A 15,389-nucleotide genomic window follows, 5' to 3' on the forward strand; every position below is an offset into this window, starting at 1 on the left:
TATAGCTTTTCGGTTACGCCCCGTTTTTTAGTGGTTTCTGGACTCCACATCTATGGTTATTGGTTAGATGGTTTACTATCAGATGAGTATTGACTACAGCGATGGAACTCATTTTAATTGTTCAAAAAGATATTTTTCGTCATACTGAATCTCAAATTTTTCCAAAATAGCTAGATACTCTTCATTAAAAGTCTTTTTTGAATGATGTTTTTCTTGATTTTTGATGTATTTATACACAGCGTCTAATTGTTTATGACTGTATGAAAACACACCATATCCTTCTTGCCACTCAAACCGATTCAATAGAAAACGGTTGTCATTGATATATTTTGAAGATTTTGCTTTTACCACTTTCATTAATTCGGATATAGAAACCGTAGGTTTTAAACCCAAAAAACAATGCACATGATCTTCAACGCCATTCACAATGATGGTTTTGCAGCCTGTCTCATTAATCAGGTTTCCTATAACGCTGAAAACATGAGATCTCCACTCTTTATCAAGAACAGCAGCCCTATATTTTACTGCAAAAACAGCTTGTATGTACACTTGATGATACGAATTTGCCATTGTTTTAATTTATTTATTTCTCACTATTATTAACGGATTGAAATCCATCGCCAAAATATTTTTGTTTTTATTATTTTCAATAGATTAAAATCCATCGCAACAAAATGGCTCGTCCCTAAGGGACTACAAAATGCGTTATCCCTACGGGACATTTATTTTACGTTATATATTCGCAACGGATTGAAATCCATTGCTATAAAATGGGCCATCCCTACGGGATTTACAAATAACTTGCGAGAGTCATCGGCTCGACCTATATTGAACGGCTGGACTTCAGTCCAGTCGATATGCCCATCAATCTGATTATCGTATCATGTGCAAGAGCCATCGGCTCGATGCTCTTCGAAATGAAAATGCAAAAGCCTTTCCATTTCTAGATGCTGTTTATTTTACCTCTTTTTTGAAAAATACAGTAACAGAAAAGTCACTGTAGTGCAGCTGATTGTAGTGGGGGAGTTCAGCTGTGCAATTTCTTGCGTATTGAATTTCAAAAATAACAGAATTATTTTAATAAAATAAGATTTAGTGTGCTTTTTTTGAATCCTAGATAAGCCTCCAATCATGTACGAACTATTTTTTGCAACCAATACGCTATAAAGACTATATTTGTTCCACAATCCAAAAACAACACTATATTTTAATTAGAATATGCATTTTTCTCTTATTATACCCGTTTATAACCGTCCTGATGAAGTAGATGAATTATTGGAAAGTTTATCTAAAACTACTTATACCAATGATTTTGAAATTGTCATAGTCGAAGATGGTTCTACCATTCCTTGCGGAGAAGTGATTCAGAAATACATGGCACAATTGAATATTGCCTATTTTTATAAAGAAAATTCAGGTCCTGGTGATTCTCGTAATTACGGAATGGCAAAGGCAAGTGGTGATTATTTTATCATTTTTGATTCGGATTGCATTATTCCAGCACAATATCTTGATGAAGTGGATAAAGCCTTACAACAGGATTATGTGGATTGTTTTGGCGGACCCGACAAAGCCTTAGATAGTTTTTCAGATATTCAAAAAGCCATCAATTTTGCTATGACATCGTTCTTAACCACAGGAGGCATTCGTGGTGGATCAGAGAAAATCGGAAAATTCCAACCCAGAAGTTTTAATATGGGATTGTCCCGTAAAGCGTTTGAAGCCTCTAAAGGTTTTGGGAATATTCATCCAGGTGAAGACCCTGATTTGTCTATTCGTTTGTGGAATCTTGGTTTTGAAACTCGATTATTTTCTAAAGCATTCGTATATCACAAGCGAAGAATTGATTGGGATAAATTCTCGGTTCAAGTGAGTAAATTTGGTAAAGCCCGACCAATTTTGAATAGTTGGTATCCAGAACATAATAAATTAACTTTTTTCTTTCCAACGGCTTTTATATTAGGTTTCTTTTTATCGGTGGCCTTATTGTTGTTGACTTTTGATTATTTTTTACAACTCTATATGTTGTACTTCTTTATTTTGTTTGTAACTTCAAGTATTCAAAATAGAAGCGTGCGAATAGGGTACTTGTCTTTAATTGCCGTTTGGAAACAATTTTATGGTTACGGTTTAGGATTTTTAGAATCGTATATCAAAGTGATTGTTTTAAAACGCCAACCCCAAGTAGCTTTTCCGTATTTGTTTTTTAAAAAGTAATTCATGACAAAAATTATTGGTTTAACGGGAGGAATAGGTAGTGGTAAAACGACCTTAGCTACTTATTTGAAGTCTCTTGGGATTCCAGTATTTATTGCCGATGATGAAGCTAAAAAACTCATGCAATCCCCTGAAGTTGTAGCCGAAATACAAACTGTTTTTGGAACTGCTATTTTTGAAAATGGTGTTTTGAATCGCCAACAACTCGCGGCTATAGTATTTTCTAATCCAGAAAAGTTGAGCCAACTCAATGCTATTATTCATCCTGCTGTAAAAAAGCAATTTGGATTTTGGCTTGACCAATACCAATCAGAACCTTTTGTGGTGTACGAAGCCGCTATTCTATTTGAAAGTGGCAGCTATAAAAACTGCGATTCTATTATTACAATAACTGCTCCTTTAGAAGATAGAATTACACGAGTAATGCAACGTGATAACAACACTCGGGAACAGGTTCTACATCGTATTAATGCACAATGGACAGACGAGCAACGCATTGCTAAAAGTGACTTTGTAATTGATAATACCTACACTCAAAATGCAAAATTACAACTTGACGAAATTCTTAAAATTTTAAAGATTCAGCAAAATGAAGGGTAGATGTTAATATTTGGTTAATATATTATTTACTATATTGTTAAAATACTAAATTTGTGTTGATGAGTAAGCTTTTTTTTAGATTGTTGGTTTTGTTAATGAGTTTGTCCCTAATTGGGATTATTCTGGTACAGGTGTATTGGTTCAATACATCATTAAAAGACAATGACGAACAATTCAAATTTCATGTAAAACAAGTTCTTGGTAATGTAGCTGAAAAATTGCAAAAACAAGAGGCGTATAGTTTTTATGACCGCTACAATCATTTGAAAGATAGTACAGGTAAAATTCCAAAGAAAGATGACTTACTAGAATTTACCTACGTTCAAAAGAATTTGAAAACCAACAAGACGATTGTCTATTCCAATAGTATCATCGCAGAAGATTTTCATATTAATTCTTCGCTCTTTGACAAAAAAACGGACAACACAAAATTGTTTAAAAACTTTAGTTCTAAACGTGTTACAGAGATTTACAACAATAAACCTTTGGATAATTCGGTTTTGAACCAAAGTTTGATTCCCGATGAACGAATAGAAAAATCTGGAAATTTAGATGTGTTAGACAATGCCCAATTTGAAATTTTTTACAAAGATATTGCCACTGCAATGCCTTTACAAGAAAGGGTTTCGGCTGAAAATATTCGAAAGTTAATTAAAAAAGAATTGGAAGAATATGGTGTAAATACCAAGTTTGAGTTTGGAATTTATAGCAATGGATTGGCTACAAAAGTAAAATCAGCGGATTTTAAATACGATCAAAATGCCAGTTATTCGATTCCAATTTTAACGGACAACGAAGGGCATGAACAATACAAATTGATGGTCAGTTTTCCGCATAAAAAGCGATTCTTATTGTCGGAATTGGTCAGTATTACAATACTTTCCATCATTTTTACGTTGATTATTATTATTGCTTATACAAGTGCTTTGAGTCAGCTGATTCGTCAACGTCAGATTTCAGAAATCAAAACAGATTTCATTAATAATATGACGCACGAGTTCAAAACACCAATAGCGACGATTAATTTAGCTTTGGATGCAATTCGGAATCCAAAAATAATTGATGATAAGGAGAAAGTATTGCGTTACCTTCAGATGATTCGAGACGAGAATAAGCGTATGCATGCTCAAGTTGAAAATGTATTGCGAATTTCGAAATTGGAAAAAAAGGAATTAGAAATTGATAAGGAATCCAATTCAATTGAAGATGTAATTAACGATGCTATTGAGCATGTGAATTTAATTTTGGAAGATAGAGAAGGCTCTATTACAACGCATTTTGATGCGACAAGAACAACGGTTTTGATTAATGATAATCATTTTACCAATGTGATTGTAAATATCTTAGAAAACGCAATTAAATATTCGCCAGAGGCTCCAGTTATTGATATTTATACAGAGAATATTAAAGATATGGTGTTGGTTAAAGTACAAGACAGAGGACTTGGAATGAGTAAAGTGGCTCAGAAACGAATTTTTGAGAAATTTTATAGAGAACACACTGGAGATATTCATAATGTGAAAGGACACGGTTTAGGATTGGCTTACGTAAAACGAATTGTTGAAGACCATAACGGTCAAGTATATGTAGAAAGTGAAAAAGGGAAAGGAAGTACCTTCATAATAAAATTACCACTAATAAATTAGACTATGGAAAATACCAATAAAAAAATACTTTTAGTTGAAGACGATCTTAATTTTGGAGCGGTACTAAAAGATTATTTGATGCTAAATGATTTTGAAGTTGTTTTAGCAAAAAATGGAATGGAAGGTTTTGAGAAATTCAAAAAAGACAATTATGATTTGTGTATTTTGGATGTGATGATGCCTTACAAAGACGGTTATACTTTAGCCAAAGAAATCAGAGAGAAAAATGCCGAAGTGCCTATTATCTTTTTGACAGCTAAATCGATGAAAGAAGATGTGTTAAAAGGTTATAAAGCGGGTGCAGATGACTATTTGAACAAACCTTTTGACTCTGAAGTGTTGCTTATGAAAATCAAAGCGATTATCCAAAGAAAATCATCCGATGTAAAAGCAGAACAAGTACAATTTGAATTTAACGTGGGTAAATTCCATTTGAATTCTAAATTGAGATTCTTAACCTATCAAAATGAAGAACCAATTAAATTGTCTCCAAAAGAGAACGAATTATTGAAAATGTTGATTCTTCACGAAAATGATTTGATGCCAAGAGAATTGGCTTTGACTAAAATTTGGAGAGATGACAACTACTTTACTTCAAGAAGTATGGATGTGTATATTGCCAAATTGAGAAAGTACTTAAAATCAGATGAAAACGTTGAGATTTTAAACATCCACGGAGAAGGTTTCCGTTTGGTGGTAAAAAAATAACGAAATTTATTTCAATAAAAAAGCTCCAAGAAATTGGAGCTTTTTTTATGCATTAGTTTTTTGAATTAATACGAACGTTTCATTTTATCTTTTATCGCATCCAAGCATAAGTTATTTATGCTTCCCTCGTGAGTATGCTTAGTCGCTTTAGGCGATTGGAACGTACCGTTTTCTAATTGCTCAGCAACAGCTTTGTACGCATCTCTAAAAGGAACTCCAGCCACCACCATTTCATTCAAGGAATCTACTGTAAAGAGATAGTCGTATTTTTTATCATCTAAAATATGTTCTTTTACCGTAATGTCTTTGATAGCAAAAATCGCAATATCCAAACAGGCTTTTAAATTTTGAATAGCAGGAAATAAACCTTCTTTTAGTAATTGTAAATCTCTATGATAACCACTTGGTAAATTATTCGTAATCAAAGTGATTTCATAAGGTAAGGCTTGAATCTTGTTGCATTTTCCACGAATCAATTCAAATACATCAGGATTTTTCTTGTGCGGCATAATACTCGAACCTGTCGTTAGGTGAGAAGGTAAGCTAATGAAATCAAAATTTTGACTCATGTACAAACAAACATCCATAGACAATTTAGCCAAAGTAGCTGCAACACTGCTCATGGCAAATGCCACTGTTTTTTCGGCCTTACCACGACTCATTTGTGCAGCAACCGCATTGAATTTTAAAGTTTCAAAATTCAATTCTTGAGTGGTAAATGTACGATTGATAGGGAAGGAGCTTCCATAACCTGCAGCAGAACCCAATGGGTTTTGATCTACAATGGTTAAGGCAGCATTCAACATTGTAACATCGTCAATCAGGCTCTCTGCATAGGCTGAAAACCACATCCCAAACGAAGATGGCATCGCAATTTGTAAGTGTGTATAACCAGGTAACAATACATTTTGGTGTTTGTCAGCCGACTCCATTAATAAATCAAAGAGTACTTTTACTTGCTCTTTGAGTTCTTTGACAACATCTTTTAGATACAAATGAACATCTACTAAAACTTGGTCATTACGAGAACGTGCTGTGTGGATTTTTTTACCTGCATCGCCTAATTTGATTGTTAATAAATATTCAATTTTAGAATGAACATCTTCAAAACTATCTTCGATTTCAAAATTGCCTGCTTCTACGTCTTTAATGATTTCTTCTAATGCGGTAACTAATGAAGTTGTTTCCTCAGCAGTCAACAAACCAATTTGACCTAACATTTTAGCGTGAGCAATAGAACCTAAAGCATCGTATTTGGCTAAGACCAAGTCTAATTCTCTGTCGTTTCCAACCGTGAAATGTTCTATTTGTTTATCAGTAGTAATACCTTTTTCCCAGAGTTTCATGTTTGTAATTTTATTGTTTGAAAAAATCCGTTAATATTTTGATATACAACTCAATTCCTTCTTCTATTTCGTTAATAAATATAAATTCGTCAGCTGAGTGGGAGCGTAATGTTTCTCCAGGTCCTAGTTTTAAGGATTGGCAACTCAACACCGACTGATCGGATAAGGTTGGCGAACCGTAAGAAGTTCTTCCTAATGCAATTCCAGCTTGTACTAAACCATGTTGTAACGGAATAGACGAAGCGTTTAAATGCATGGAACGTGGATTTACTTCGGCTGCTACATGATTTTTTACCGTAGCCAATATTTCGGCATTGCTATAGCAATCATTCACTCGAATGTCGACAACCAAATGACATTCCGCAGGCACTACATTGTGTTGTTTTCCTGCACTAACTTGGGTTACGGTCATTTTTACAGCCCCTAACACCTCCGATATTTTTTCAAATTGATAGGTTTTGAACCAATCAATAACTGGCATAGCGTTGTAAATGGGATTATCTTCGTTTTGGTGTGCGGCATGACTAGCAGTACCTTTTACAATCACGTCCAACACTAATAATCCTTTCTCGGCAATAGCCAATTGCATCAAAGTAGGTTCGCCCACGATGGCGCAATCTAGTTCTGGCAAATGTTTTAAAACACTGTTCAAACCATTTTTACCACTGCTTTCTTCTTCTGCAGAGGCTACGATTACCATATTGTAAGGTAGATTTTCTTGTGCATAAAAATGGACAAATGTTGCTAGAAGCGAGACTAAACAACCTCCCGCATCATTACTACCTAATCCAAATAATTTGCCGTCTTCTACGATGGCTTTAAAAGGATCATTGGTGTATCCTTGGTTGGGCTTTACGGTATCGTGATGCGAATTCAATAAAAGGGTTGGTTTACTTTCGTCAAAATGTTGGTTGAAAGCCCAAACATTATTGTTTTCTCTTTGAAAAGGTATATTGTTTTGGTTAAACCAATTCTCAATTAACAACGCAGTTTGATCTTCTTCACTTGAAAAGGAAGGCGTTTCAATTAGCGCTTTTAATAAAGCTATAGCTTCTTGGGTAAGGATTTCTATATTCTTCATAGCGTTATGGTCGTATAAGTAGCTTTTGGATCTTGTAACATTCTATGGTGCCCAATTCGGATTTGTTTTACACCCTTAGACAAACTGTTGAAACAGTTGTCTAATTTAGGAATCATACCCGAATGAATTGCTTGTTCTGCTTTTAATTGAGCATACAAATCAGGATTAATGGCTTCTATTACAGAAGTGTCATCTTCAGCATCAAATAAAACGCCTGGTTTTTCAAAACAATACGTTAAGGTCACCTCAAATTGAGTAGCTAAGGCAATGGCTAATTCGCTAGCAATCGTATCGGCATTCGTATTTAATAATTGTCCTTTTCCATCGTGCGTAATAGCGCAAAAAACAGGTGTAATACCACTATCAAGTAAACTAGCTAATAAGTTAGTATTTACTTTTTTAACATCTCCTACAAAACCATAATCAATGGTAGGGTGATTTCTCTTGTCCGATTGAATTAAATTACCATCCGCTCCCGAAAATCCCATAGCATTTGATCCGTTAGCTTGTAATTGTGCTACTACTTCTTTATTAATTTGCCCAGCATAAACGCCAACAACTACTTCAAGCATGGGTGCATCTGTAATTCGGCGACCATCAATCATTTGTGGTGTAAGTCCCATACTTTGAGCTAATTTCGTAGCTGATTTTCCTCCACCGTGAACCAAAATAGTATTGCCTTTCAAAGCAGCAAAATCAGCTAGAAAAGCAGTTAACTCGGAAGGATTATCAATGATATTTCCTCCAATTTTGATGATGGATACCGATTGTTTATTTTCCATCTTTGAGTATTTTTTGTAAAACCAATTGTGCCGCGTAGGTTCTGTTATTGGCTTGTTCAATCACTACCGAATTAGCACTGTCAATCACTTCGTCTGCTACAATTACATTACGTCTTACAGGCAAACAGTGCATGAATTTAGCATTGTTAGTCAACTTCATTTTCTCTGCAGTTACCGTCCAATTCGGGTCTGAATTCGTTACTTTACCGTATTCTTTGTAATTACTCCAATTTTTGGTGTAAATAAAATCAGCATTTTCAAACGCTTTATTTTGGTCGTATTCAATTTTTGAATCTTTTGTAATGGCTGGATTCAGTTCATAGCCTTCAGGGTGCGTAATTACAAAATCAGCGTCTTGCAATTGCATCATTTGCACAAACGAATTGGCAACGGCTTGAGGCAACGCTTTTGGATGTGGCGCCCATGATAAAACCACTTTTGGGCGGTGTGCCGTTTTGTGTTCTTCCATAGTAATCGCATCCGCCAAAGATTGTAAAGGGTGTCCCGTAGCACTTTCCATGTTCACAATTGGCACGGTAGCGTATTTTAAAAATCCTGAAAGTACAGTTTCTGCATTGTCTTTTTCTTTGTCAGTCAATCCAGCAAAAGCTCTGATCGCAATAATATCGCAGTATTGTGACACTACTTGAGCGGCTTCTTTGATATGTTCTGATGCTCCTTGATTCATTACAGCTCCATCTTCAAACTCGAGTGTCCAACCTTCATTGGTAAAGTTCATCACCATCACATTCATTCCTAGATTAAGTGCCGCTTTTTGCGTACTCAAACGGGTTCTCAAACTAGGATTGAAAAACAACATTCCTAGGGTCTTATTTTCACCTAAGGCTTTGTTTTTTAATGGATTTTTTTTGATTGCAATCGCTTCTTTTACCCATTCTTGAAGCGAATCTATTTCTTGTATGTTGATGTAATTCATTACTTTAAGTTTTTTTTGGACGCTGATTAAACGGATTCGCTTTGCGAAGACGCAGATAATAGCGGATTACTTTATATATTCAATTTTATTATTTTACTTTCTATTATTTTCAAAAATTTTGCGTTTAAATTCGGGTTTCTTCCCAAAGTTTAGTAGCAATCCAACTTCACAATCTGTACCTCTCAAATAATTTAAAATTTGATTTTCAAACTCTTTTACTATACAATCAGCGGCTTTTAATTCTAATATTACTAAATCTTCTACGATTAAATCAGCATAATATTCACCAACCTCGACTCCTTTGTAATAAACGCTAATTTTCTTTTGAGCTTCAACTTTATATCCTTTATTTTTTAATTCTAAAAATAAAGCATTTTGATATACTTTTTCTAGAAAACCATACCCTAATTCGTTATAAACTTCATAAAATGTTTTTATTATCCTGTCTGTTAATTCTTGATGTAATAATTCCATTATATAATTTTTAAAATCCGTTTAAATCTGTGTTTTCACGAAGTGAATCTGTGTAATTAGTGTACTAATCTGGACGCTGATTACGCAGATTCGCTATGCGAAGACGCAGATAATAGCAGATTACTCTTTATATTCAATTGTTTGCTCTTTTATTTTCTATAATTTTTAAAATCCGTTTAAATCTGTGTTTTCACGAAGTGAATCCGTATCATCTGTGTTCCAATCAAATTATCTTTGTAAAAGGAATTTCGTTATTTAATGCTTTTAAAATAAAATTATCTTCTAATCCGTTGACAATCCAAGTTTCGATTTTGGCTGCTTTGGCGATGGCTGCAGAATCAATTTTAGACTGCATTCCACCCGTTCCATGAGACGATTTGGCTTCGCCAATTTCTTTTTCTAAAGTATGTAAATCCGTTACCAAACGAATCGTTTCTGGTTGTGCATCATGGATTGAGGCTTTGGTGTAAATTCCGTTCGTATTGGTGGCAATGATCAAAATATCAACATCCAATAAAACAGCAGTCAATGCGGCTAATTTATCATTATCTCCAAATTTAATCTCATCCGTTGAAACCGTATCGTTTTCATTGATAATTGGAATGTAATTGTTCTTGACTAAAACATCAATGGTATTTACAATGTTTACTTTGGTTTCATTTTTTTCAAAATCAGAATAGGAAAGCAAACATTGAGAGGTGTGTAATCCTAAATCACTGAAATTTTCATGGAAAATCCGCATTAAATGGGGCTGTCCAATAGAAGCTAGGGCTTGTTTCACGAAAATTTCATTGTCAGGGGCTTCCAATTTCACAAACTGTTTCGCCGCTGCAATAGCTCCCGAGCTTACAATTACAAACTCATAATTGTCTTTCAAGGCGGCAATTTGCATTCCAATATCTTCAATCTTTCCTCTTGAGATATGATTGGTTTCTTTGGTGAGCGTATTGCTTCCTATTTTTAATAAAATTCTTTTTTTATCTGATTTGTCCATTGCCGTAAATGTACCATTTATTAGTTACCAAGTGTTGTAAACCTATCGGTCCACGTTGGTGTAATTTATCTGTGCTAATCGCTAATTCGCCACCTAATCCAAATTGTCCTCCATCCGTAAATCGGGTAGATGCATTGTGATAAACGGCAGCTGAATCTACATTATCCATGAATTCTTGTGCTGTAGCCTCGTTTTCTGTGATAATAGAAGCAGAATGTCCCCCACAATATTGATTTATTTTTTCAATAGCTTCTTGGTCGGAATTGATCGTTCCAATCACGATTTTATAATCTAAAAATTCCTCGTACCAAATTAAATCTGATTCGATTGGAGCAACTCCTGTTACATCGGCTATTTGTTGGTCACCCAAAACAGTTACCTTGTGTTGTTGCAAAGCTTCAACTAATTGTTGAGCAAAAGATTTCCAATTGCTCAAATTAGTATCAATTAACACTTTATCCAGAGCATTGCAAACCGAAATATTGGATGTTTTGCCATTAATGATAATATTCAACGCTTTTTGTATATCAGCTTCTTGATTGACATACACAAAATTATTGCCACGACCACTCACAATAACAGGGCAAGTAGCATGCTGTTTTACAAAAGCAATCAATTGTTCGCCACCACGCGGAACAATTAAATCCACTCGTTGTGTTGGTTTTTCAAGAAAAGCTTGTGTTTCGGCTCTATTGAAATTGAGGTATTCTACCCAATTTTCAGAAACTTCATTTTCTTTCAAAGCTTGATGCCATAATTCGACAATTTTCAAATTAGAAAGCAAGGATTCTTTACCGCCTTTCAATAGAATTTTATTTCCTGACTTGAAAGCAATTCCACCAGCCTCAACCGTAACATCAGGGCGTGATTCGTAAATAATCATCACCGTGCCAAAAGCAGCAGTCTTGTTGGTGATTTTCATTCCTTTTTCATGAACAAATTGAAAACGTTCTACTCCAATAGGATCTTCTTGACTTGCCAATTGTTGCATTGATAAAATCATTCCGTCAATTTTAGCGTTGTCTACCAAAAGGCGTTTCTCCATCGCTAAATCGGCTCCAGAATAATTCTCCAAGTCTTGTTGGTTAACAGCTTTAAGATTGGCTCTTTCTTCTTCAAGAAGGGTTGCCATTCGGCTTAAAACTGCATTTCTTTTTTCTATTGGGAGTAGTGTACTCATGAAATTAGGCTTTGATTTCGTTCAAACTTTCTCTTAAAGCTATAATGAAAGTATCAATATCTTTCTTATTGATTGTCAAGGGCGGAAGAATTCTTAATAGATTTTTGTTATTGGCATTTCCAGTAAAAATATGCTTGTCGATAATCATTTTTTTACGCAGCTCATTGATTTCAAAATCAAATTCAACTCCTAGCATTAATCCTTTTCCTTTTACTTTTTTTACTTCAGGAATTTGTTGAATGGCTTCTAAGAAATAGGCATATACTTCGTTCGCATTATCCATCAATTTTTGGTCTTTAATGACATCCAAAACTGCAATTCCAGCAGCACAAGCCAAATGACTTCCGCCAAAAGTAGTTCCCAATAAACCATAACTGGCTTTGAATTTTGGTGAAATTAAAATCCCTCCAATTGGAAAACCGTTCCCCATACCTTTAGCTAAGCAAATAATGTCAGCCTTGATATTGTGGTGTTGGTGTGCAAAGAATTTACCTGTTCTTCCATAACCAGATTGCACTTCGTCTAAGATTAAAACTACATCGTATTGAGCGCAGACTTTTTCTAAGTTTTGGAAAAATTCAGTAGTACCTTCGTCTAAACCGCCAACGCCTTGAATCCCTTCAATAATAACACAACAAACATCTCCTTTTTTAAGTTCATCCTCTACCAGTTCAATTTGGTTCAAAGGCAAAAAGGTTACGACTTGCTGCGCATTTAAAGGCGCTACAATCTTTTTGTTATCAGTTACTGCAACCGCTGCGGATGTTCTTCCGTGGAAAGAATTGTCAAAAGCAATTACACGTGATTTATTGGTATGAAAAGAAGCTAGTTTTAGTGCGTTTTCATTGGCTTCAGCCCCAGAACTACACAAAAACAAACTGTAATCATCATAACCGGATAATTTACCTAGTTTTTGAGCTAATTCTACTTGTAATGGATTTTGAATCGCATTCGAGTAAAATCCAATCGCATCTAATTGTTCTTTTAATTTTGCGACATAGTGTGGCTGGGTGTGGCCAATAGATATTACTCCGTGACCACTGTATAAATCTAAGTATTCTACACCGTTATTATCTGTAATAGTGCAATCTATTGCTTTTACAGGGGTGATGTTGTATAAAGGATAAACGTCAAATAAGTTCATAATAAGCCTCCCCTAACCCCTCCAAAGGAGGGGGATTGAGCAACGGGGAAATTGTTTTTATAAGTTCATAGTTTTATCTAAATCATTTCTTTATTCCCCCTTTGGGGGATAGGGGGCTAAAATCCACAAGGTTTTAAATGCAATCCTGTGGTTTCTTCTAAGCCAAATAACAAGTTCATATTTTGAATGGCTTGTCCTGAGGCTCCTTTGGTTAAATTATCGATTACCGAAGTAATCAAAAGCCGGTTTCCTTTTTTTAGTAAACTGATGATACATTTGTTCGTTTGCACTACTTGTTTCATGTTGATATTCGTAGTAGTAATAGTAACAAAAGGTTGGTCAGCATAATACGCTTCGTATTTCGCAACAATATTTTCTAAACCATCTTCAACAGTAGTGTATAATGTGGCAAAAATCCCTCTGGCAAAATCACCTCTGTTCGGAACAAAAATCAATTCGTTTGGATATCCCGATTGCAATTGCTGAATACTTTGATTGATTTCTCCTAAATGTTGGTGTTCAAAGGCTTTGTAATGCGACATATTGTTGTTTCTCCAACTGAAGTGCGTAGTTTCTGAAGGACTTACTCCAGCTCCAGTACTTCCTGTTGTAGCGTTAATATGCACGTCTTCGTTTAATAATCCATTTTTTGCCAAGGGCAATAATGCCAATTGAATTGCCGTAGCAAAACAACCTGGGTTAGCAATATAATTCGCAGATTGAATGGCTGTTTTGTTCAATTCGGGTAAGCCGTAAACAAATTGCTTTCCGTCAAATTCAGCGTCTTTGGTCAATCTAAAATCATTCCCTAAGTCAATAATTTTCGTTTCGCTTGAAAATTGGTTTTGTTCTAAAAACGCTTTTGATTTCCCGTGACCCAAACATAAAAAAACCACGTTAACGTTCGGATTTACTTGGTCCGTGAAATTCATTTCAATATCACCCATCAAATCATGGTGAGCAATTGATAAAGGTTTGCCTGCATTGGTTGTGCTGTATACAAAATCAATAGTGGCGTTAGGGTGAAACATCAAAATTCTGATGAGTTCCCCGGCCGTGTAGCCTGAACCCCCAATTATTCCAACTTTAATCATGACTCAATTGGTTTACAGATGAAAATATATTTTGTGCATTTCCTAAAATCTTGATGAATCCTTTAGCATCTTCTGAAGTCCAAGCATTGTTCATTTCGCCATATTGTCCAAATCCAGTGTTCATCAAATCGTTTTTAGATTCAATTCCATCCAATGAAAAGTGATATGGTTTTAAAGTAACTGTTACGGTTCCGTTGACTGTTTTTTGAGTGTCTTCTAGGAACGTTTCAATATTACGCATAACTGGATCTAAGAATTGTCCTTCGTGAAATAACATGCCGTACCAGTTGCCTAATTGCTCTTTCCAATATTGTTGCCATTTACCTAAAGTATGTTTCTCTAATAAATGGTGTGCTTTGATGATAATCAACGGAGCTGCGGCTTCAAAACCAACTCTTCCTTTGATTCCGATAATAGTATCTCCCACGTGAATATCTCTACCGATTGCGTAGGCATTTGCTAATTTTTCTAAAATCACGATATTGTTAGGAGGAGTATCTTTTTTACCATTCACAGCAACCAATTGTCCTTCGTTAAATTCTAGAGTTACCTTTTCTTCGCCTTGTTTTTGCAATTGAGAAGGGTAAGCTTCGCTTGGTAAGGCTTCGTGAGAAGTTAAAGTTTCTTTTCCACCTACACTAGTTCCCCAAAGTCCTTTGTTGATAGAGTATTGTGCCTTTTCCCAAGAATAATGTACGCCATTTTTAGCCAAATAATCTACTTCTTCCTGACGTGATAATTTTAAATCACGGATAGGAGTGATGATTTCGATTTCAGGCGCTATGGTTTGGAAAATCAAATCAAAACGAATTTGGTCGTTTCCTGCGCCAGTACTTCCGTGAGCAATAGCACTAGCACCTACAGATTTTGCATATTTAATAGCTTCAATAGCTTGAAAAACACGCTCCGCACTTACAGAAAGTGGGTAGGTGTTGTTTTTCAATACGTTACCATAAATCAAATATTTGATCGCTTTGTCGTAGTATTTATCTAAAATAGTAAGGTTAGCGTGTTTAGCACTCCCTAATTCATAGGCTCTGTCTTCGATAGCTTGTAGCTCTTCGTTATCAAATCCTCCTGTATTGATTAATACAGTGTGAACTTCGTATCCTTTTTCATTTTTTAAATATTTTAGGCAATATGAGGTGTCTAATCCTCCGCTATAGGCTAATACAACTTTTTTCAT

15 protein-coding genes are annotated in these 15,389 nt (G+C 35.1%); 4 read left to right on the plus strand and 11 right to left on the minus strand.

Annotated features, from left to right (window positions below; genetic code table 11):
* Window positions 1-108 precede the first annotated feature (108 nt).
* Window positions 109-570 carry an IS200/IS605 family transposase gene (tnpA, locus tag RMR09_RS05040; protein ID WP_310594713.1) on the minus strand — a complete coding sequence of 154 codons (462 nt, stop codon included), beginning with the start codon at window positions 568-570 and terminating at the stop codon, window positions 109-111.
* A 648-nt stretch (window positions 571-1,218) separates the two neighbouring features.
* Between tnpA and RMR09_RS05045 the strand changes: the two genes are divergently transcribed.
* From RMR09_RS05045 to RMR09_RS05060, 4 genes are read left to right on the plus strand one after another with little or no spacing between them, the layout of a single operon-like run.
* The gene (locus RMR09_RS05045) at window positions 1,219-2,217 is read left to right on the plus strand and encodes a glycosyltransferase (protein WP_310594714.1); all 999 of its coding nucleotides are present in this window, start codon (window positions 1,219-1,221) and stop codon (window positions 2,215-2,217) included.
* Between the two features lie 3 nt (window positions 2,218-2,220).
* Window positions 2,221-2,817 (plus strand): dephospho-CoA kinase, encoded by a 597-nt coding sequence (coaE, locus tag RMR09_RS05050; protein WP_310594715.1) that lies wholly within the window; start codon window positions 2,221-2,223, stop codon window positions 2,815-2,817.
* 59 nt (window positions 2,818-2,876) lie between these two features.
* Window positions 2,877-4,463, plus strand: a complete 1,587-nt coding sequence (locus RMR09_RS05055; protein WP_310594716.1) for a HAMP domain-containing sensor histidine kinase — start codon at window positions 2,877-2,879, stop codon at window positions 4,461-4,463.
* Window positions 4,464-4,466: 3 nt separating this feature from the next.
* Window positions 4,467-5,171, plus strand: coding sequence for a response regulator transcription factor (locus RMR09_RS05060; RefSeq protein ID WP_310594717.1), 705 nt, complete (start codon window positions 4,467-4,469; stop codon window positions 5,169-5,171).
* A 65-nt stretch (window positions 5,172-5,236) separates the two neighbouring features.
* On the opposite strand, the gene argH is transcribed toward RMR09_RS05060, so the two are convergent.
* The 10 genes from argH to RMR09_RS05110 all read right to left on the minus strand — a co-directional run bounded on the left by argH (window position 5,237) and on the right by RMR09_RS05110 (window position 15,389).
* Window positions 5,237-6,517 (minus strand): argininosuccinate lyase, encoded by a 1,281-nt coding sequence (gene argH, locus RMR09_RS05065; protein ID WP_310594718.1) that lies wholly within the window; start codon window positions 6,515-6,517, stop codon window positions 5,237-5,239.
* Between the two features lie 10 nt (window positions 6,518-6,527).
* Window positions 6,528-7,598 (minus strand): M20 family metallo-hydrolase, encoded by a 1,071-nt coding sequence (locus RMR09_RS05070; protein ID WP_310594719.1) that lies wholly within the window; start codon window positions 7,596-7,598, stop codon window positions 6,528-6,530.
* Entirely contained in the window at window positions 7,595-8,380 is a 786-nt protein-coding gene (gene argB, locus RMR09_RS05075) for an acetylglutamate kinase (protein ID WP_310594720.1), read from the minus strand. Before argB ends, RMR09_RS05070 begins: the two co-directional genes overlap by 4 nt.
* Window positions 8,370-9,317, minus strand: coding sequence for an N-acetylornithine carbamoyltransferase (locus RMR09_RS05080; RefSeq protein ID WP_310594721.1), 948 nt, complete (start codon window positions 9,315-9,317; stop codon window positions 8,370-8,372). Before RMR09_RS05080 ends, argB begins: the two co-directional genes overlap by 11 nt.
* Before the next feature lie 93 nt (window positions 9,318-9,410).
* On the minus strand, window positions 9,411-9,791 hold the full coding sequence (locus tag RMR09_RS05085; protein WP_310594722.1) for a GxxExxY protein: 381 nt from the start codon (window positions 9,789-9,791) through the stop codon (window positions 9,411-9,413).
* A 223-nt stretch (window positions 9,792-10,014) separates the two neighbouring features.
* A complete protein-coding gene (gene proB, locus RMR09_RS05090) occupies window positions 10,015-10,785 on the minus strand; it encodes a glutamate 5-kinase (protein ID WP_310594723.1) in 771 nt (256 codons plus the stop codon).
* The gene (locus RMR09_RS05095; protein WP_310594724.1) at window positions 10,769-11,965 is read right to left on the minus strand and encodes a glutamate-5-semialdehyde dehydrogenase; all 1,197 of its coding nucleotides are present in this window, start codon (window positions 11,963-11,965) and stop codon (window positions 10,769-10,771) included. The genes proB and RMR09_RS05095 overlap by 17 nt, the downstream gene beginning before the upstream one ends.
* 4 nt (window positions 11,966-11,969) lie before the next feature.
* A complete protein-coding gene (locus RMR09_RS05100; RefSeq protein WP_310594725.1) occupies window positions 11,970-13,109 on the minus strand; it encodes an aminotransferase class III-fold pyridoxal phosphate-dependent enzyme in 1,140 nt (379 codons plus the stop codon).
* 116 nt (window positions 13,110-13,225) lie between these two features.
* Window positions 13,226-14,203 carry an N-acetyl-gamma-glutamyl-phosphate reductase gene (argC, locus tag RMR09_RS05105; RefSeq protein WP_310594726.1) on the minus strand — a complete coding sequence of 326 codons (978 nt, stop codon included), beginning with the start codon at window positions 14,201-14,203 and terminating at the stop codon, window positions 13,226-13,228.
* On the minus strand, window positions 14,196-15,389 hold the full coding sequence (locus RMR09_RS05110) for an argininosuccinate synthase domain-containing protein (RefSeq protein WP_310594727.1): 1,194 nt from the start codon (window positions 15,387-15,389) through the stop codon (window positions 14,196-14,198). Before RMR09_RS05110 ends, argC begins: the two co-directional genes overlap by 8 nt.

This window comes from Flavobacterium sp. (assembly GCF_031537875.1).
Lineage (GTDB): Bacteria > Bacteroidota > Bacteroidia > Flavobacteriales > Flavobacteriaceae > Flavobacterium.

Bases quoted from the DNA above. Each gene is read 5' to 3' on its own strand.
- tnpA (WP_310594713.1), bottom strand. From the start codon at position 570: ATGGCAAATTCGTATCATCAAGTGTACATACAAGCTGTTTTTGCAGTA.
- RMR09_RS05045 (WP_310594714.1), top strand. From the start codon at position 1,219: ATGCATTTTTCTCTTATTATACCCGTTTATAACCGTCCTGATGAAGTA.
- coaE (WP_310594715.1), top strand. From the start codon at position 2,221: ATGACAAAAATTATTGGTTTAACGGGAGGAATAGGTAGTGGTAAAACG.
- RMR09_RS05055 (WP_310594716.1), top strand. From the start codon at position 2,877: ATGAGTAAGCTTTTTTTTAGATTGTTGGTTTTGTTAATGAGTTTGTCC.
- RMR09_RS05060 (WP_310594717.1), top strand. From the start codon at position 4,467: ATGGAAAATACCAATAAAAAAATACTTTTAGTTGAAGACGATCTTAAT.
- argH (WP_310594718.1), bottom strand. From the start codon at position 6,517: ATGAAACTCTGGGAAAAAGGTATTACTACTGATAAACAAATAGAACAT.
- RMR09_RS05070 (WP_310594719.1), bottom strand. From the start codon at position 7,598: ATGAAGAATATAGAAATCCTTACCCAAGAAGCTATAGCTTTATTAAAA.
- argB (WP_310594720.1), bottom strand. From the start codon at position 8,380: ATGGAAAATAAACAATCGGTATCCATCATCAAAATTGGAGGAAATATC.
- RMR09_RS05080 (WP_310594721.1), bottom strand. From the start codon at position 9,317: ATGAATTACATCAACATACAAGAAATAGATTCGCTTCAAGAATGGGTA.
- RMR09_RS05085 (WP_310594722.1), bottom strand. From the start codon at position 9,791: ATGGAATTATTACATCAAGAATTAACAGACAGGATAATAAAAACATTT.
- proB (WP_310594723.1), bottom strand. From the start codon at position 10,785: ATGGACAAATCAGATAAAAAAAGAATTTTATTAAAAATAGGAAGCAAT.
- RMR09_RS05095 (WP_310594724.1), bottom strand. From the start codon at position 11,965: ATGAGTACACTACTCCCAATAGAAAAAAGAAATGCAGTTTTAAGCCGA.
- RMR09_RS05100 (WP_310594725.1), bottom strand. From the start codon at position 13,109: ATGAACTTATTTGACGTTTATCCTTTATACAACATCACCCCTGTAAAA.
- argC (WP_310594726.1), bottom strand. From the start codon at position 14,203: ATGATTAAAGTTGGAATAATTGGGGGTTCAGGCTACACGGCCGGGGAA.
- RMR09_RS05110 (WP_310594727.1), bottom strand. From the start codon at position 15,389: ATGAAAAAAGTTGTATTAGCCTATAGCGGAGGATTAGACACCTCATAT.